At 46.6% G+C, this 18,373-nt stretch carries 15 protein-coding genes, 3 tRNA genes, 1 rRNA gene, 1 other RNA gene and 1 other annotated feature; of the genes, 5 read left to right on the top strand and 15 right to left on the bottom strand.

Annotated features, from left to right (window positions below; translation table 11 throughout):
- Positions 1 to 501: 501 nt before the first annotated feature.
- The 6 genes from KNO95_RS14265 to tadA all read right to left on the bottom strand — a co-directional run bounded on the left by KNO95_RS14265 (position 502) and on the right by tadA (position 4,267).
- A complete protein-coding gene (locus KNO95_RS14265; RefSeq protein ID WP_026824762.1) occupies positions 502 to 726 on the bottom strand; it encodes a YaaL family protein in 225 nt (74 codons plus the stop codon).
- Positions 723 to 1,322 (bottom strand): recombination mediator RecR, encoded by a 600-nt coding sequence (gene recR, locus KNO95_RS14260; RefSeq protein WP_026824761.1) that lies wholly within the window; start codon positions 1,320 to 1,322, stop codon positions 723 to 725. The genes KNO95_RS14265 and recR overlap by 4 nt, the downstream gene beginning before the upstream one ends.
- Before the next feature lie 22 nt (positions 1,323 to 1,344).
- Entirely contained in the window at positions 1,345 to 1,662 is a 318-nt protein-coding gene (locus KNO95_RS14255; RefSeq protein WP_026824760.1) for a YbaB/EbfC family nucleoid-associated protein, read from the bottom strand.
- Positions 1,663 to 1,676: 14 nt separating this feature from the next.
- Positions 1,677 to 3,350 carry a DNA polymerase III subunit gamma/tau gene (gene dnaX / locus KNO95_RS14250; RefSeq protein WP_214704544.1) on the bottom strand — a complete coding sequence of 558 codons (1,674 nt, stop codon included), beginning with the start codon at positions 3,348 to 3,350 and terminating at the stop codon, positions 1,677 to 1,679.
- A 95-nt stretch (positions 3,351 to 3,445) separates the two neighbouring features.
- Positions 3,446 to 3,713: signal recognition particle sRNA large type (ffs, locus tag KNO95_RS14245), an RNA gene on the bottom strand.
- Between the two features lie 53 nt (positions 3,714 to 3,766).
- Positions 3,767 to 4,267, bottom strand: a complete 501-nt coding sequence (gene tadA / locus KNO95_RS14240) for a tRNA adenosine(34) deaminase TadA (protein ID WP_214879440.1) — start codon at positions 4,265 to 4,267, stop codon at positions 3,767 to 3,769.
- Between the two features lie 121 nt (positions 4,268 to 4,388).
- Between tadA and KNO95_RS14235 the strand changes: the two genes are divergently transcribed.
- Positions 4,389 to 5,024, top strand: a complete 636-nt coding sequence (locus tag KNO95_RS14235) for a deoxynucleoside kinase (RefSeq protein ID WP_026824757.1) — start codon at positions 4,389 to 4,391, stop codon at positions 5,022 to 5,024.
- On the top strand, positions 5,021 to 5,692 hold the full coding sequence (locus KNO95_RS14230) for a deoxynucleoside kinase (protein WP_026824756.1): 672 nt from the start codon (positions 5,021 to 5,023) through the stop codon (positions 5,690 to 5,692). The genes KNO95_RS14235 and KNO95_RS14230 overlap by 4 nt, the downstream gene beginning before the upstream one ends.
- Before the next feature lie 122 nt (positions 5,693 to 5,814).
- Here KNO95_RS14230 and KNO95_RS14225 read toward each other — a convergent pair.
- The 7 genes from KNO95_RS14225 to pdxS all read right to left on the bottom strand — a co-directional run bounded on the left by KNO95_RS14225 (position 5,815) and on the right by pdxS (position 10,656).
- Positions 5,815 to 5,904 (bottom strand) — tRNA-Ser (locus tag KNO95_RS14225).
- 29 nt (positions 5,905 to 5,933) lie between these two features.
- A tRNA-Ser gene (locus tag KNO95_RS14220) sits at positions 5,934 to 6,024 on the bottom strand.
- A gap of 37 nt (positions 6,025 to 6,061) precedes the next feature.
- Positions 6,062 to 6,152 (bottom strand) — tRNA-Ser (locus KNO95_RS14215).
- Positions 6,153 to 6,290: 138 nt separating this feature from the next.
- Entirely contained in the window at positions 6,291 to 7,574 is a 1,284-nt protein-coding gene (serS, locus tag KNO95_RS14210) for a serine--tRNA ligase (protein ID WP_214704546.1), read from the bottom strand.
- A gap of 51 nt (positions 7,575 to 7,625) precedes the next feature.
- Positions 7,626 to 7,834 (bottom strand) — a binding site (T-box leader).
- A gap of 18 nt (positions 7,835 to 7,852) precedes the next feature.
- Positions 7,853 to 9,100 (bottom strand): D-alanyl-D-alanine carboxypeptidase family protein, encoded by a 1,248-nt coding sequence (locus KNO95_RS14205; protein WP_214704548.1) that lies wholly within the window; start codon positions 9,098 to 9,100, stop codon positions 7,853 to 7,855.
- A gap of 85 nt (positions 9,101 to 9,185) precedes the next feature.
- Entirely contained in the window at positions 9,186 to 9,764 is a 579-nt protein-coding gene (gene pdxT / locus KNO95_RS14200; protein WP_214704550.1) for a pyridoxal 5'-phosphate synthase glutaminase subunit PdxT, read from the bottom strand.
- A 1-nt stretch (position 9,765) separates the two neighbouring features.
- The gene (gene pdxS, locus KNO95_RS14195) at positions 9,766 to 10,656 is read right to left on the bottom strand and encodes a pyridoxal 5'-phosphate synthase lyase subunit PdxS (RefSeq protein ID WP_012727762.1); all 891 of its coding nucleotides are present in this window, start codon (positions 10,654 to 10,656) and stop codon (positions 9,766 to 9,768) included.
- A 287-nt stretch (positions 10,657 to 10,943) separates the two neighbouring features.
- Between pdxS and pdxR the strand changes: the two genes are divergently transcribed.
- The 3 genes from pdxR to KNO95_RS14180 all read left to right on the top strand — a co-directional run bounded on the left by pdxR (position 10,944) and on the right by KNO95_RS14180 (position 16,527).
- Complete coding sequence (gene pdxR, locus KNO95_RS14190) at positions 10,944 to 12,347, top strand: MocR-like pyridoxine biosynthesis transcription factor PdxR (protein WP_214704552.1); 1,404 nt, start codon at positions 10,944 to 10,946, stop codon at positions 12,345 to 12,347.
- On the top strand, positions 12,344 to 12,964 hold the full coding sequence (locus KNO95_RS14185; protein WP_214704554.1) for a class A sortase: 621 nt from the start codon (positions 12,344 to 12,346) through the stop codon (positions 12,962 to 12,964). The genes pdxR and KNO95_RS14185 overlap by 4 nt, the downstream gene beginning before the upstream one ends.
- 140 nt (positions 12,965 to 13,104) lie before the next feature.
- Positions 13,105 to 16,527: an alpha-amylase family glycosyl hydrolase gene (locus tag KNO95_RS14180; protein WP_214704562.1), complete on the top strand. Its 3,423-nt coding sequence runs from the start codon at positions 13,105 to 13,107 to the stop codon at positions 16,525 to 16,527.
- A gap of 41 nt (positions 16,528 to 16,568) precedes the next feature.
- On the opposite strand, the gene guaB is transcribed toward KNO95_RS14180, so the two are convergent.
- On the bottom strand, positions 16,569 to 18,032 hold the full coding sequence (gene guaB, locus KNO95_RS14175) for an IMP dehydrogenase (protein ID WP_026824748.1): 1,464 nt from the start codon (positions 18,030 to 18,032) through the stop codon (positions 16,569 to 16,571).
- A gap of 252 nt (positions 18,033 to 18,284) precedes the next feature.
- Positions 18,285 to 18,373, bottom strand: a 5S ribosomal RNA gene (gene rrf, locus KNO95_RS14170); the annotation flags it as partial.

Raw genomic sequence — 18,373 nt, 5'->3', positions numbered from 1 at the left:
TCGTCCTGAGCCAGGATCAAACTCTCCAAAGAATTTGATATAGCTCTTAAATTGACGAAGCTTGCGCTTCATTCAAAAATTGTAAAACTTATTTTTGCCTCATCGTTCAGTTTTCAAAGTTCGTCTGTCGCTCTTGGCGACTTAAATATCTTATCAAGCGAGGGACAAAACGTCAACCACTTTTAAAAATATTTTTTATTTCTTGTCGCTTATCTCGGCGACGTCTATTAATATATCAATAAAATATTAAGTGTGCAACCTTTTTTATAAAAAAGATTATTTTTTTATAAACATGCATTTAAGTTATTTTGCGCTTATTTTTTTCTTCATTATATAAGGCTAAAATTAAACTATGCCTATCTACGTTTTACTTTGAAGTTCAAAATTCCGAATTCATCCTCTTTCGTCCGAAGCGCGAGCCACTTCCCGTTTGCTCTCCGCTTGGAAGTGTGAGCATTCTCTCACTGTAAAGATACAAAAAGGCGAGCCACTGGCTTCGCCTTATGAACGGAGGGATGATAAAGACACGTTTCGCTTTTTCGCTTCTTTCAAATAAAAGAAGTAAAGAGTTTCAGCTTGTTTTACCTGGGCAGCTAACTCTCCCGTGTCTTCAATGCTGACTTCAAGCATTCGACGTTTCGATTCAAACTTAGCCTTTGCTTCTAGTAACTCAGTCAGTAGTCGCTGATCGTAGTCATCTCTTAACGACTTACGAAACCAATTCATAGTTCTCTTCTACCTTCCATCGCCCGAGACAACGTTACTTCATCCGCATACTCTAAATCTCCACCAACCGGCAAACCATGTGCAAGACGCGTCACGCGAATTCCCGTCGGTTTAAGTAGTCGCGATAAATACATCGAAGTCGCTTCTCCTTCAATGTTTGGATTGGTTGCTAAAATCACTTCTTGAATCGCTTCATTCTCTTGCAAGCGTGTCAGCAAGCTTGAAACGTTAATATCCTCTGGACCAATTCCTTCCATTGGACTAATAGCTCCATGGAGAACATGATACTTCCCTCTGTACTCTCTCATCTTCTCCATCGCAATTACGTCTCTTGAGTCTTGGACCACACAAACTACTGTCTCATCCCGATGTGAGTCTTTACAAATTGCGCATGGATCCACATCTGTAATATGACCACATACGGTGCAATATTTAATATCCCGTTTCGCACTGACGAGAGCCTTTGCAAATGTTAACACATCGTCTTCTTCCATATCTAAAATATGAAACGCTAAACGCACCGCGGTTTTCGGACCAATCCCAGGTAACTTCGTAAAACTCTCAATCAATCGCCCAATGGCTTCAGGGTATTGCAACTCGCATCGATCCTTTCTTCACTTAAAAGCCTGGGAGATTCATCCCTTGTGTGAAACGTCCCATCTTGTCATTCACAAGTTGATCCGCTTGCTTCATCGCATCATTAATCGCTGCTAAGACAAGGTCTTGTAGCATATCAACGTCGTCCGGATCGACGACGTCTTCTGCAATGATGACATCTAAGACTTCTTTATGACCGCTTACGACAACTTTCACCATGCCGCCTCCTGCAGTTCCCTCAACGGACATATCTTTCAATTCTTCTTGAGCTTTCGCCATATCTTTTTGCATTTTTTGCATTTGTTTCATCATGTTATTCATATTTCCCATTCCACGCATTCAGAGCGCCTCCCTTATGTCTCTTCAATTTCAACGACATCGCCAAATCGTTCCATCGCTTGTGCAACTAACGGATCCTCAGTTTCCGGTTCTTCGATTTGTTCTGTTCGTTCTGCTTGTTTTTGAAGGATGAACTCATTCTTCAATTCATTCCAATCCGTTTCAAGCACCGCCATGATTTCACGACGAATCCCCGTGACTTCGAATAGTGCCTGTTCAATCACATCACGTGTACGACCATTTGAACTCACTTGTTCATAATGCCATGTCATTCCATCTTTAAATTGTACCAGTAAGGTGTCACTTGCACAAAGGACAGCCTCACTTTCATAGAAGAGTGCGAAAATCGGACCATCCTGTATCCGAATATTCGTCATGATGTCTCCCCAGCTGTCGCGAATCGCATTCAAGTGTTGACGTTCGGCCCGTTGCAAGAGTTGGCGAATCCGTTCTTTCGGCACTCGGATTTGAGTTCGTTTCGGGGTCGGTTTCTTCACTTCTTCGCTTGCTACGGTAGTTACACCATTTTTCTTCACTTCATTCAACTCGCGACTTAACTCACGCACTTGATCTTGTAATTGTGTCATTTGTTCACTGATTGTCCGACCTTGTTCCGCGATACGAATGAACGTTAATTCCACCAATACTTTTGGATGGTTCGATAACCTCATCTGTTGTTGGCAATCATTGAGCTCTTCAATCACTTGGAACAATTCGTCAGTTGACGTCGCTTCGACAAATTGACGAAACTCATCCGTCGGACGCGCCCGTTCTAATAAATCAGAAGCTTGCGGAGATGCTTTCAAAAGTAATGCATCCCGATGAACGAACACCAAGTCTTCGATAAAGCGTTTTAAGTCTTTCCCTTCACGCAACATCATTTCAAGGGTACTCAAAATCGAATTCAATTCTTTCCGCTGTAGACCATATGCCATTTCAAGTAGCATTTCGTCCGTCACAGCACCCGTCACTTCCAACACCGCTTCTTCCGTCAACCGACCATCACTAAATGCGAGCGCTTGATCGAGCAAGCTAAGAGCATCTCGCATGCCTCCGTCGGCAGCACGTGCAATCAACTTCAATGCTTCCGGATCATAGTCATGATTCTGATCATTCAAGATATATGCCATTCGTGTTTGAAGTTGACTCACTTCATGTCGTTTGACATCAAATCGCTGACAGCGAGAAATAATCGTCGCCGGAATTTTATGAGGTTCTGTCGTTGCCAAAATGAAAATCGCATGTGCCGGCGGTTCTTCGAGAGTTTTTAACAGCGCATTGAACGCACCGGTCGATAGCATATGCACTTCATCAATGATATATACTTTATAACGACCTTGCGACGGCGGGTATTTGACTTTATCTCGAATCTCCCGAATCTCATCAACCCCGTTATTCGATGCGGCATCGATTTCGAATACGTCCGGACTCGTACCTTCCGTGATGGCGATACACGTCGGACAGGTATTACATGGTTCACGTGTCGGCGCACTTTCACAGTTGATGGCCTTAGCAATGATTTTCGCCAAACTCGTCTTCCCCGTTCCACGCGGACCGGAAAACAGATATGCATGTGACATGCGTTCCTCTAATAAAGCATTTTGAATCGTGCGTGTGATATGGACTTGACCGACGACCTCCTGAAACGACTGAGGTCTGTATACCCGATATAACGCTTGATACGCCATGAGTTCGCCTCCTTCCCTAACTGTTCTTCTCTATCTCATCATACAAAAAAATCTACAGCCCTGGGGCCATAGATTGAAGTTATAAAATAAATCTGCCGCGCACCGATTTCTGAAAGCGCATCAACATGCGTTACTCATGCAGTTTGCTCAGCCCAAGCACCCCTGCGGCACACGGTACGTCACCACTTAAGGCTGCTTCCTTCCGGACCTGACCTGGTTCATGGGTGACCGTTGCGCAGGACTCAGACGTCAACGCCACTTACATAAGGCAGACCACACCAACGCGCTCCCTCGAATCGGGATTCAGTCTCGCTATAGCGGATTGCGAGTGACAGGGCACCGCTACCTCCCCACCTAGCACGGCAAATGGGTAAATGAAGTTATGCACTATCTCGAGTGCTATTACATTATACTGTTTAATCGATTGGTTTGCAACCTCTCTGATCGAGTCGTTCTTGTTTCTTCCTCTCTCGAAGCGCTCGGAAGAAATCTGTGAGGAGTTGGCCACATTCTTCTGCTAAAACATTTCCCGTTACTTCAGCTTGATGATTAAATCGGTCATCCTGTACTAAATTCATTAACGTTCCACAGCATCCGCCTTTTGGGTCATAGGCCCCGAAGATGACACGCTTGATTCGGGATAATACGATGGCTCCCGAACACATCGGACATGGCTCAAGGGTAACATATAACTCGCAATCTTCTAATCGCCAATTCCTTAACGTTTCGTTTGCCGTTTCGATTGCAATCATCTCGGCGTGTGCCGAAGCCAATCGATCTGTCTCACGACGGTTGTGCCCGGCCGCAATCACCTGGTCTCCCTTCACGATCACACAACCAATCGGCACCTCGCCAATGGCTTCTGCTTTCTTTGCTTCTTCGATGGCCAACTGCATAAATCGCTCATCACGTTCCATCGATTCACCTCATTTCTTATTTAAAACTATGAAAAAAAATGAAAATCAAATCCCTCGCCATATCAATCGCATTGTATGCTAGAATGGAACTTGCACTTTGGATAATGGAGGATGACATCATATGTTTATAACGGTAGAAGGACCGATTGGTGTCGGGAAAACATCACTGGCCCATATCATCAGTCAGCATTTCTCGATGCAGATGCTGAATGAAATTGTAGAAGAAAACCCATTTCTCGGCAAGTTTTATGAAGATATCGAAGAATGGAGTTTCCAAACGGAAATGTTCTTCTTATGCAATCGATTCAAGCAGTTGGATGATATTCACAAACACCACTTGAGTCAGCAGCAATCCGTCGTTTCGGACTATCATATTTTCAAAAACTTGATTTTTGCTCATCGTTCGCTGAAACCAGCGCATTTGAATAAGTACGAGCAGATTTATAAGATTTTGACACATGATATGCCGAAACCTGATGTCGTCATTTACCTACACGCCAGCATTGAGACACTCATGAAACGCGTCGCTTTGCGTGGACGTGAAGTAGAAGAAAATATGTCTCGCGACTATCTTGAACAACTTGCTCACGACTATGAGACGTTCGTTGAATCGTATCGCGCGGCCCATCCAGAAGTGAAAATCCTCTCGTTCAGTGGGGATGAACTCGACTTTGTACACAATCCGGACGATTTGACTCATGTCCTGAAAACGATTGAGCGTGAACTAGAATTAACTAAAGGAGCCCATACAAAATGAAGCTGATTGATAAATACAACATCCCGAACGATACAATCATTACAATCGGTGGAATGGTTGGGATCGGGAAATCAACGATCACCAATTCGTTAGCCGATGCATTAAACTTCCGAACGTCCCTCGAAAAAGTAGATACAAACCCTTACCTCGATAAATTCTATCATGATTTCGAGCGGTGGAGCTTCCATCTTCAAATTTACTTCCTAGCTGAACGCTTCAAAGAACAGAAGAAAATCTTCCAATACGGCGGGGGCTTCATTCAAGACCGTTCAATCTATGAAGACACAGGCATCTTCGCAAAAATGCATTATGAAAAAGGAACGATGTCGCCAACAGACTATGAAACGTATTCAAGTTTGTTCGAGGCTATGGTATTAACACCCTTCTTCCCACACCCGGACCTATTGATCTACCTTGAAGGTTCGTTCGAACAAGTACTCGAACGCATCCAAATGCGCGGTCGCGAGATGGAGCAACAAACACCAATCGCTTATTGGGAAGAAATGTACGCACGCTACACAGAATGGATCAATAACTTCAACCTGTGTCCGGTATTACGCCTCTCAATCGAAGAGTATGACCTCATCAACGACCCAGACTCAGTTGAACTCATCCTTGAAAAAATTGAAAAGCAATTAACGGTTGCTCGCGAAGCAAAAGTTAGATAATCGATCGAAGGATTGCGCTAGCCAAAGCGTAATCCTTCTTTTTTTGTGCATAAAAAAATCCACAGCTCCTATGTCTGTGGATACAAAAAATGCATCTGCCTCTGCAGATGCCCGATTGAAAGCGGAGTTGGTGGGATTCGAACCCACGCGAGCCTTGCGACTCCTAACGGATTTCGAGTCCGTCCCCTTCAGCCGGACTTGGGTACAACTCCAGGCTTAAAAAAGTGTAAAAAAAAGAAAGTGGAGGAGGTGGTGGGATTCGAACCCACGCAGGCTATTACACCCCTGACGGTTTTCAAGACCGTTCCCTTAAACCACTTGGGTACACCTCCAAAAGATATGAAATTGTCTGAGCCTCCAAAAAGAAAATGGAGGAGGTGGTGGGATTCGAACCCACGCAGGCTATTACACCCCTGACGGTTTTCAAGACCGTTCCCTTAAACCACTTGGGTACACCTCCAAAGCTCATATACAATTCGCAAGCAACAGTGTCGCTCGACATGATTTATAGTACCAACTGAAGAGACAGATGTCAAACCCTTTTGTGAAAAAACATTAAAAAAAATAAGCAGCCTCAAAATCGAGGCTGCTCTGCTATTTAGTTCGGCATTTCGATCTTTTCTTTCCCACCCATGTAAGGACGAAGGACTTTCGGAATCACGACCGAACCATCCGCTTGTTGATAGTTTTCTAGAATCGCTGCGACCGTCCGACCGACCGCCAATCCTGAACCGTTCAATGTATGCACGAACTCAGGTTTCGCGTTGATATCACGACGGAAACGAATGCCTGCACGACGTGCTTGGAAATCTTCAAAGTTTGAACAAGAAGAGATTTCACGATAGACTCCTTGCGCCGGCATCCATACTTCAATATCGTATTTCTTCGCGGCAGTAAATCCGAGGTCCGCTGTACACATGCTGAGCACTTGATACGGAAGTTCGAGACGCTTCAATACTTCTTCGGCATGCCCTGTCAACAACTCCAATTGCTCATAAGATTCTTCCGGTTTTACGAAACGGACGAGCTCGACTTTGTTGAATTGATGCTGACGAATCAACCCGCGTGTGTCACGTCCCGCTGAACCGGCTTCAGAACGAAAGTTAGCGCTATATGCTGTATACGCGATTGGAAGTTGCGTTTCCGGGAGAATTTCTTCACGGTGCATGTTCGTGACCGGTACTTCAGCTGTTGGAACGAGGAAGTAGTTCGTATCCGCTACTTTGAACGCATCTTCTTCAAATTTAGGAAGTTGACCGGTCCCCGTCATCGCATCCCGATTGACCATGTATGGTGGCAATATTTCAGAGTATCCGTGCTCGTCTGAATGAAGATCCATCATAAAGTTGATGAGAGCACGTTCTAAACGAGCGCCTAATCCTTTATAGAAAACGAAACGGCTTCCCGTTACTTTTCCGGCCCGTTCGACATCGACGATTTGAAGGTCTTCCATCACATCCCAATGTTGCTTTGGCTCGAAATCAAAATCAGGCTTCGTTCCGATTTCACGAATCGTCACGTTATCGTCCTCGGTCTCGCCGATTGGGGTTGATTCGTGCGGGATGTTCGGAATGCTGAGTAAAATCAAGTTAAGATCTGCCTCAACTTCTCGTAACTCTTCGTCTAACAGTTTGATTTCATCCCCAAGGCGACGTGTCTCTAAGATTGGACCTTCAGCATCTTGTTTGTTTCGCTTCAATTCAGCGATTTGTTTTGTCGCTTCATTGCGCTTCGCTTTCTTCACTTCGACTTCGTTGATCAAATCACGGCGCTTCTCCTCTAACTGTGGGAAGCGGTCAAGGGCACTCAAGTCTTCGCCCCGATGAGCTAATTTTTCTTTAATTCCTTCAAAATCCTGTCGCAAACGTTTAATGTCTAACATTATTGTTCCTCCTTTTTCATATAAAAAAGGTGGCACGCCCCTTTCCCGTAGGAAAGGGACGAACCACCTTGGATCCGCGTTGCCACCCTCGTTGCCCAAGTACCTGAGCCACTCGATGCACGTAACGTGTGCAAACGTGACTTGTTTCCAAGTCAATGCTCCGAGGTCGATTCGGTTACGCCATCCCACTAGTTTGCACCAACCACTAGCTCTCTGTCAGTAGACGTACGTAACGTACTTATTCTCATCATCGCATCTGTCATTGAATTAATCTTACTTTACAACATCTCCACTTGTTCGACAAGACTGATTTTTCCAAGTGCGAGCCGGATTTGGTCGAGGAAATCTAAAAAGGCTCGCGTCATTCGCGTCAAGAACGAAGCGGTATCGATCGACTCTGCCGTAACAAGCGTCATCTTTGGAGGGGTCTCCCCTTCCAAATAACGTACATGCTCCGAAGAATCAATGGTGACCATTCCTGCTTGTGTATCGGGCTTGATCGGAGCCTTTAAATCCAACAGATCGTATTTCGGCTCCGGAACTGGCTTGCCTTTTTCGACCAGCACTTCAAAGTCATTCGTCGTCCGGATTGCTACTTGTTCCGTCTCGCCTTGAGAGACCGTTGCTGTTTTGGGGATGACTTCACCCGTCCTTAAAATCGGGGTCATGACAAAATCCGTATACGCATAGTCATGTAACGCTTTCGTCGCGGCGTACCGTCCATCATCAGATGTCGCACCAAGAACAATCGAAAGAATGGTACGCCCATCACGTGTGGAGACGCCAACAAAACAGTACCCTGCCTCGTTCGTCGTCCCCGTCTTAAAGCCGAGCATCCCCGGATAAGCCAGGTCACGGTCAGCGAGCATTCGGTTTGTCGCGTCAAACCGAATGCCGTCGACATCCACGTATGCCCGCTTCGTCACGTCGAGTACTTCCGGATACGTCGTCAAATACGCAATCGCGAGCTTCATCAAATCCTTGGCGGACGTCAAATTGTCTCCTGGTAGACCTGCGGATTCTGAATCAAGTCCTGAGGCATTCGCGAACGTCGTTTGAGTCATACCCAATTCATCAGCCCGGCGATTCATCTCTTTGACGAACGCCTCCTCAGAACCAGATACGGCTTCCCCGAGCGTTACCGCTGCTTCGTTCGCTGAACGAATCAACGCGGCATCGTATAACTCTTTGACGGTATATGGTTTATTTAATAGTGGGATTCGTGCCAACCCCGGCTTTCTCGTCAAAGCCAAAGCAGCATCGCTCGGTATGATTTCTTGTTTCCAACTGAGCTCCCCTGTTTCAATCGCCTCACGCGTCAAAAATGCTGTCATCAGCTTCGTGATTGAGGCCGGCTGAAGCATCGAATCTTCTTGTTTAGCAAATAGAACTTGTCCTGTTGTCACGTCAACAAGCATCGCGCTTGCCGCATCCACTTTCGGTGCGGCCGCAGAGGCAGCCGAGGGCAAGATGGTCTGCACGACGAATATGACCGTGAGCAATATCATGAAATAACGGGCCTTCACATCGTTTCCCCTTTCTGTACGCTTCTTTTTTCAGTGTAACAAAAAATAAGTTTGAAGGACCTCTTTTTTGTGAGGTCTCTCAAACTTATACGTGTTGGGTCTGATTCGCTTTGACCATCTCGATAAAATAGCGATGTAACGATAAGTCATCCGTTAATTCTGGATGAAAAGAACAGGCAAGATACTGTTTGTAACGAACCGCTACAATCGCTTCCTCGACTTCAGCGAGCACATCCACTTCCGGTTCGACCCGTTCCACTTGAGGGGCACGGATAAAGACCGCTTCAACCGGATCTTCGATTCCTTTCACAGGAAGATCGACTTCGAAACTGTCGACCTGACGTCCAAACGCATTGCGTTTCACCGTCATCGGAATTTTCTTTAAGTGCGCATCGTATCCTTCGACTTCGTTTGCGAGAAGAATCATGCCGGCACACGTGCCGAACATCGGTAACGTCTCCATCTCTCGAAGTGGTTCGAGCAGCCCGTAATGGTCGAGCAATCGTCGCATCGCCGTACTCTCTCCTCCTGGTAATACGAGTCCATCAATCGCTTGCAAATCTTCTACCGAGCGGACTACTACGGTTTGGGCGCCGAGCGTTTCGAGCATGCGAACATGCTCACGAATCGCGCCTTGCATCCCTAATACGCCAATCGTCACCATCTTACCAGCCTCTTGGTGCCATAAGTTCTTCTTCTTTGAGCGTGCGGACGTCGAGTCCTTTCATCGCTTCACCTAGTCCTTTTGACAAGTGTGCGATTCGCTCATAGTCGTCATGGTATGTCGTCGCTTCTACGATGGCACGTGCGAATTTTTCTGGGTTCTCCGCTTTGAAGATACCTGATCCGACGAAGACCCCGTCTGCTCCGAGATGCATCATCAATGCCGCATCCGCTGGTGTCGCGATTCCACCCGCCGCAAAGTTAACGACTGGGAGACGACCCGCTTCACGGATTTGCATCAATACTTCAAACGGTGCACCGAGGTCGCGTGCCTCTGTCATGACTTCATCCACGCTCATCGACAAGAGACGCTTCACTTGCGCTTGTACTGTACGCATGTGACGAACCGCTTCGACGATGTTTCCTGTTCCGGGCTCCCCTTTTGTACGAATCATCGCCGCACCTTCGCCGATGCGACGGGCTGCTTCACCGAGGTCGCGTGCTCCACATACGAACGGTGCCGTATAGTCGCGCTTGTACAAGTGGAACTCTTCGTCGGCTGGTGTCAACACTTCGCTCTCGTCAATGAAGTCGACTCCCATCGATTCGAGGACACGTGCTTCAGCGATGTGCCCGATCCGGCATTTCGCCATAACCGGAACTGACACTGCGCCCATGACGTCTTCAATGATTGTTGGATCGGCCATACGGGCAACGCCACCCATTTTACGGATGTCCGATGGTACGCGTTCTAGTGCCATGACAGCCACAGCACCTGCAGCTTCAGCGATCTTCGCCTGTTCGGCGTTGATGACGTCCATGATGACGCCACCTTTTTGCATTTCTGCCATCCCGCGTTTTACTTTATCTGTCCCTACTTGTCTCTTTTCCATTGAAATCCCTCCATTGATTCGTGTTCTACTTGCTAGTATAAGTTGAATTGACTATATTGAAAGTGTCAGTTTCTTATTTTTTAAAGTGGTCAGTTCAAATAAAGGACTCTATTTTATTTATCACGAACCTGTTGAAGTATGGAGGAGGGATATGTATGTCAAACCGGGATCCGTTCGATGGAGGTCATCGTGCATTATTTGGTACATCTGGGATCGTCTCGTTCTTAATCATCCTTGGCTTTATGCTTTACTTCTTGTTCGGTTCATAAAGAAAGGAACGTCACACTATGGATATGCTCACCTTTTCGCTTGATCAAGAATCGTCCATCCCTCTTTACGAACAATTGTATAAACACATTCGGGACGCTATCGTGGACGATACGTTAAAGACAGGTACCAAATTACCTTCGAAGCGTAAGCTCTCGCAATTTTTAGATGTGTCGCAGACAACGGTTGAGTTTGCATATGCCCAGTTACTCGCCGAAGGATACATCGAATCCATTCCTCGAAAAGGATTTTACGTATTACCGCAAGAGGAACTGTATGTCCGGCGGTCGAGTAGCACGATCACCCCGATCCCACCTCAGAAGACGTATACGTACGATGTCTCACCAAGTCAAATCGATACGACCGCCTTTCCATTCGAGCGTTGGAAACGACATGTCAAGCACGTCGTCGATGAAATACATCATGAGTTACTCGCCTTAGGACCAGTTCAAGGAGATCTCGAATTAAGACAAGAGATTGCGACCTATCTCTATCATTCACGAGGGGTCCAGTGCTCACCTGAACAAATTATCGTCGGTTCCGGCACGGAGCAACTGTTGCCACAACTGTTGGATCTATTACCTGAGTCGTCAATTTTCGGGATTGAAGATCCCGGTTATCCGCTCACTCGTCTCTTATTCGAACAACAAGGACGTACTTCAATCCCGATTCCGATAGATGAGAGCGGGGTTTGCGTGCACGAGCTCGAGCGTCAGGCAATCGATGCGTTATACGTGACCCCAGCCCATCAATTTCCGACAGGGACTGTCCTGTCTGTCAGTCGAAGGCAGCGCTTGTTAAACTGGGCGCTCGTTCATCAAACGTATATCATTGAAGACGATTACGATAGTGAATTCCGCTACAGTGGTAAGCCTATACCGTCTCTTCAAAGTATGGACCCGAACGAACGGGTTATTTACATCAGTACGTTTTCGAAATCGCTCATGCCCTCCCTTCGAATCGGCTACATGGTATTACCAACAACCCTTTTGAACCGTTACCGAGAGAGGCATCATTATTTCACCTGTAGCGTCCCTAGGTTCGAACAACATACGTTGTCCCTCTTCATGTCGAGCGGTGATTTTGAGAAACATTTGAATCGGATGCGAAAAATATACCGCCGCAAACTAGAGATTGTCCTCGCCTCCTTCCGCCCATTCGAACCGATTGTCACCGTGACCGGAGCGAGTGCCGGATTGCACGTCGTACTGACTGTGGCTACCGACCGGACAGAACAAGAGCTGAAGCAGTCTGCAGAATCTTCCGGAATCGCAATCAAATCGATGAGCGATTACCGCATCATACATCCGGACGAACAAAAACAGCTTCTATTCGGCTTTGCGCATTTGTCCGAATCAAGCTTACCGGATGTGATCGATCAATTAATGTATGCATGGAAAGTTTCGAAAGGAGGGACGTCATGAAGCGCTGGCTTCGATGGGTCATCGGAATATGCTTGATCGGTAGCGGAATTTTCTTTTTGACAAGTTCCGTTTGGAAAGATGTCATCGCCGATTCAACGAGTGAATATGTGATGGAACATATGGAACTACAAGACGAGGATGAATTTAACCCAAGTTATGATTTCAAATCCGTCACGCCGCTTTCATTGAAAGACGTCTTACAGGCGCGCAATCGATTTCATCATTTACCAACAATCGGTGTCATTTCAATTCCGGATGTTTCTTTGAAACTTCCAATCATTAAAGGATTGGATGACGAGAGTCTGGCTGTAGGCGCCGGAACGATGCATCCTGACCAGCAGATGGGCAAAGGGAACTACGCGCTCGCCGGTCACTATTTACAGCATGCGACCGCTCTATTCGGTCCCCTCCATGAAATCGAAATCGGGGCGACGATTTATCTTCAAGATGATATGCGAACGTACGAATACGTGGTCACTTCCCTTGAAACCGTCTCTCCTGAACGAGTCGATGTATTAGATGACACCTCAACCCCAACCATCACGTTAATCACGTGTACGTTTGATACGACAGAGCGCCTCATTGTAAAGGGAGAGCTCGTCACCACTTCCTCATGACCGTTTCTCCTCAATAAATAGGAGAAGCGGTTTATTGTTTTTCCAAAAACATATTGTTAGCGCTTTCAAATTCCGCTAAACTATTTTTGAAAACGTTTGCACAAAATAGTGCAATTCTATTTGACAGGAAGAGGTGCCTCATGAAGAAAAAAACTGCTCGTCAGGCTTCAACACTCATACTATCCGGTGCATTGCTCGTCCAAGCCGGCGTTCCGATGAACGCTTTGGCCGAACCGACGACTATGACAATCGATGGAACGAAGGCAGACTGGGCCTCCGTTACACCCCTTGCAACTTCCCCGGCCACGGGTTGGGAAGGTTTTGATATCGGCGACCTATACATACAAAACGACGCTCAACACCTTTATTTTTATGTGGATGCGAACAATGTCCCAAACTGGGGAGATAACGGACAATATATTAATATCGCCCTTCAAGTGAACGATGAAGACTCTGGGGTTTCTTCGAATCCACTTGGATATCCTTTCGATTTTAAAGGAGTCGACAAGGCACCTCAGTATCATATTCTCGTTCGTATTGATGGGGACGAGAACGTAAAAGAAGCCGCCCTCTATGAAGCCGGACAGGAGACGCCACTCTTACAATTGAATCAATTGAACGGAGCCGCCTTCGCAGTCGATCGGACGAAAGGGTTTGAAGGAAAGGTCCCTCTCTCACTACTTGGGCTAAACAATGGAGACCGAATCCGTGCCCTGACTGTATTGAGCGGGAACAACGCAGGTGAACATGGAGCGTTTGATACGATTCCAAGCAACGCGGCCAATCAACTATCCGACAGTTGGAACGTCGCCGCTAGCCCATCGACACAATCAGTTTATAGTGCTCCGTTCACGTTAAGCGGGGTGGAGACAATCGACCAGCTTGAAGTCGCTTCCGTGACCCCTGCTTCTTCAGCAACTGATATCGATGTATCTACTCCAATCACATGGACCTTCAATGAACCGGTCCGTCTTGATGCTGAAGCAGTTTCCCTACGGCAAGGTGAGACGCATGTCCCGGTTGACGTGACAATCAACGGTACGACTGTGACACTTCAACCGAAAGAGTCACTCGCTCTCAACACTTCATATACGGCTACCATTTCAGCGGGGGCTTTGACCGGTACGATTTCGAACACAACGCTCCCTGCATTGACGACTACGTTCAAGACGGCATCAAAACTCGCAGACCCGTGGGAAACGACTCGCTATATCGAGATGAAGTATGTCCGTGCGGATGGAGACTATACAGATTGGAACTTGTGGACGTGGAGCACTGGCAAGAAAGATGGACAAGTGGATCCGTATCGCATCACGGAGGACGGAGCGATCTTCCGAATCCCGGTCGGTCAGGACGCCACTAAAGTAGGGTTTGTGATCCGAAAAGGAACGGATTGGGCTGTGAAGGACACTTACGGAGAGGATAGATACGTCACGCTTGGAGAAGACCGTGTCACGAAAGTGAATGTCGAAAGTGGCAAAGGTGTCTTCCATCAAGTTCCGACAATCAACGGTCCAATGTACGGTACAGACGGAATCAGTTTCTTCTATCGTGACGTAGCACTCTATGAATCCGGAAAAATGAGTGAAATCGAGAAGGTCGCACTAAAAATCAATGGTGAAACCTATCCGATGACGTATGAGTCTGACAACGAATGGTTTCGTCACACAGTACGTTTGCCTGAAGGCGTTCATGACTACACGTATCTCGTCACAAAAGATGGGGTGACGACCGAAGTGAAAGATCCGTATTTCGAGGCGTCTCAAATCGAATATCGTCAACCGACCGTTAAGCTCACTTCTTCGGTTAGCCCGAAAGCAATCAGTTCCCGTGAAAATGCCGTCTTACAGGTAAAACCAACCTTGCCGAAAGGTGTAGCACTTCGAGAGCTATACATCGATGCACGCCCACTCGGAGGTCCTGAAAAGTTACACATTGACCGTGCGCTCAATGCCCAAACAATTGCGGTAAAGGATACCGTCAAACCAGGCAACAAAACACTTTCTGTCACAGCGATCGATCAATACGGAAACGTCCATCGCTCGAAGACCACCATCCGTGTCGTTCCGAAATCGATGAAAGAGAAGCAAGCATTTGATTGGGATGAGGCCCGTATCTACTTCATGCTGACCGACCGTTTCCACAACGGCGATTTGTCCAATGACAACCCGAACCGTGAATTCTACGATCAGGACCACCTCGAGTCTTATCACGGAGGTGATTTCGCAGGTGTCACGAAAAAACTCGATTATTTGGATGACCTAGGTATCAATACAATCTGGATTACACCGATTGTGGATAACATCGATTGGGATTTACGCTATGGAAAAGACGGGTCTCAATATGGCTATCACGGGTACTGGGCGAAAAACTTTGAAAAACTCGATGAACATCTCGGAGATATGGCCGCATTCCACAAATTGATTGACGAGGCACATAAACGCGGCATTAAAATCATGGTTGATGTCGTCTTGAACCATCCGGGTTACGGTATGGAACCCGGTGCGAGTTCATCCGTCACGAATTTCCCGACGGATACGGAACGTCAAGTGTTCGATGGCATGATCCGTGAGAATCCCGTCGACGGGGATGACCTCAAGATGTCCTTGTCCGGCCTTCCTGATTTCAAGACAGAAGAAGCCGCCGTCCGAGAGCAGTTGGTTAAATGGCAGACCGATTGGATTAAACGTTCGAAAACGAAAAGAGGAAACACGATCGATTACTTCCGTGTCGATACAGTCAAACATGTGGATTCAACGACGTGGAAGTCATTCAAAAATGAACTAACGACAATCAAACCGGATTTCAAACTCATCGGAGAGCATTATGGAGCAAGTATCAACAATACGGGTGGTTATTTGAGAAGTGGTCAAATGGACTCCTTGCTCGATTTTGACTTTAAATATCAGGCCGAGCAATTCGTGAACGGTAACATTGAGGATGTAGAAAGTGCACTTCAATACCGAAATAAACAACTATCGAATGAAGCGACTCTTGGACAATTCTTAAGCAGCCATGATGAAGATGGATTCCTCGTCTCACGCGCAGGTGGGGATATAGGAAAACAAATGGTCGCTGCAGCGCTTCAAATCACGGCCAAAGGTCAGCCTGTCATCTATTACGGAGAAGAGGTTGGCCAATCCGGGACACATGCGGGCGATATGGACAAAGGTGAATTCAACGAGAATCGTTATGATTTCGATTGGTCCCGTGTCAAAGGTGAAGGTAAAACGATGCATACGCATTACCAAAAACTATTGAATATCCGTGCAGACTATTCACACGTATTCAGTAAAGGAACACGTTCATCTGTCGCTGTGAGTGCTGCCTCTGGTTATTCAGTGTTTGAACGGAGCTATGGTAAACAATCCGTTCTTGTCGGATTGAACACGAAAGAGAAAGCGCAAACCGTTTCATTTAAGACGTCGTATAAGGCGAAGACTGTATTGATTGACCGTTATAGCGGCAAATCATATACCGTTCAAAAGGATGGGAAGGTGACCATCTCTCTTCCTGCTCAAAATCAGGGAGGTACCGTGATTTTAGTGGCGAAACATAAATAAAATACCGCCATCCTGAGTGAACAGGATGGCGGTATTTTATATTAGCGTGAGTAGTTTGGTGCTTCTTTTGTGATGTTGACATCATGCGGATGGCTCTCCTGGAGTCCAGCACCTGTCATACGAATGAATTGTGTGTCTTCACGAAGGGCACGAATGTCGGCAGCGCCGCAATACCCCATACCTGAACGAAGACCACCAATCAATTGATAGACCGTGTCGGCAAGTTCACCGCGATACGCCACGCGACCTTCGATTCCTTCTGGCACGAACTTTTTATCGGCTTCTTGGAAATAACGATCTTGGCTTCCACGTTTCATCGATGCTTCCGATCCCATACCACGGTAAGTCTTGAACTGACGACCTTGGTAGATTTCCATCTCCCCTGGGCTCTCTTTCACACCCGCAAGCAAGCTTCCGAGCATGACTGCGTTCGCTCCTGCGGCGATCGCTTTGACGATATCACCTGAGTACTTGATTCCACCATCAGCGATGACTGAGACACCGTGCTCTTTCGCTTCCATAACACAATCGTATACAGCTGTGATTTGTGGAACGCCGACACCTGCGACGACACGTGTCGTACAAATCGAACCTGGTCCAATCCCAACTTTAATGACGGATGCCCCTGCTTCAATCAATGCACGCGTTGCTTCAGCAGTAGCCACGTTTCCTGCGATGATCGGAAGTGATGGGAACATGTCGCGGATCTCTCGAACTTTTTCAAGAACACCAGCGGAATGTCCGTGTGCTGTATCGATGACCAATGCATCCACACCCGCTTCAACCAATACTTGAGCGCGTGACACTGCATCTTTTGTGACGCCGATTGCTGCTGCGACGAGAAGACGACCTTGCTTATCTTTTGCTGCGTTCGGGAACTGTTCGACTTTCTCGATGTCTTTTGTCGTAATGAGACCTTTCAATACACCGTTCTCATCGACGAGTGGAAGCTTCTCGATGCGATGTTGATGAAGAATGCGTTCTGCCTCTTCAAGTGACGTACCAACTTTTGCTGTGATGAGATTTTCCGTCGTCATGACATCTTTGATGACTGTCGAATAATCTTTAATAAAGCGAAGATCACGATTCGTCAAGATACCAATCAGTTTACGCTCCTCTTCTGAGTTCACAATCGGTACACCAGAGATACGATACTTACTCATCAAGTATTCCGCATCGTATACTTGATGGTCTGGAGTTAAATAGAACGGGTTCGTGATGACACCATTTTCTGAACGTTTGACACGATCGACGTGCTCAGCTTGCATTTCCATCGACATGTTCTTGTGAATGACACCTAAACCGCCTTGACGGGCCATAGCGATTGCCATCGGAGCTTCGGTGACTGTATCCATGCCGGCACTGATGAGCGGAATATTCAATTCCAGTCCTTCACAGAGCTTCGTGCTTAAATCTACGTCACGCGGTAAAACACTTGAAAACCTCGGTACGAGTAATACATCATCAAACGTTAAACCTTCTTTTGCAAACTTGTTTTCCCACATAAAAATTGATGGCCCCTTTCTCGTCCTATCCAAATCTTCATTTCGAAATATTTCTGTAATGGTAACAGGTATAATGCGAAAGTGCAATTCAATTCCCGATGTTCAGAAAGTTCAGAATTGTGTTCATTACGATATGAATCATAAAAATTGTTCGGAATTTCATGAGAAGAGGCTCTATTTAATGGAGTTCGATTTCAAAATAGGCATAAAAAAGACGACCGAGCGTTATGCTCGGTCGTCCTCTGCGTTGTTGCCTGGCAACGTCCTATCCTCACAGGGGGAGATCCCCCAACTACTTTCGGCGCTGAGACGCTTAACTTCCGTGTTCGGCATGGGAACGG

The organism is Exiguobacterium sp. ERU653, assembly GCF_018617775.1.
GTDB lineage: Bacteria > Bacillota > Bacilli > Exiguobacteriales > Exiguobacteriaceae > Exiguobacterium > Exiguobacterium marinum.
The sequence above is the reverse complement of the archived record's forward strand: the minus strand, read 5'-3'. Positions and strand labels throughout refer to the sequence as shown.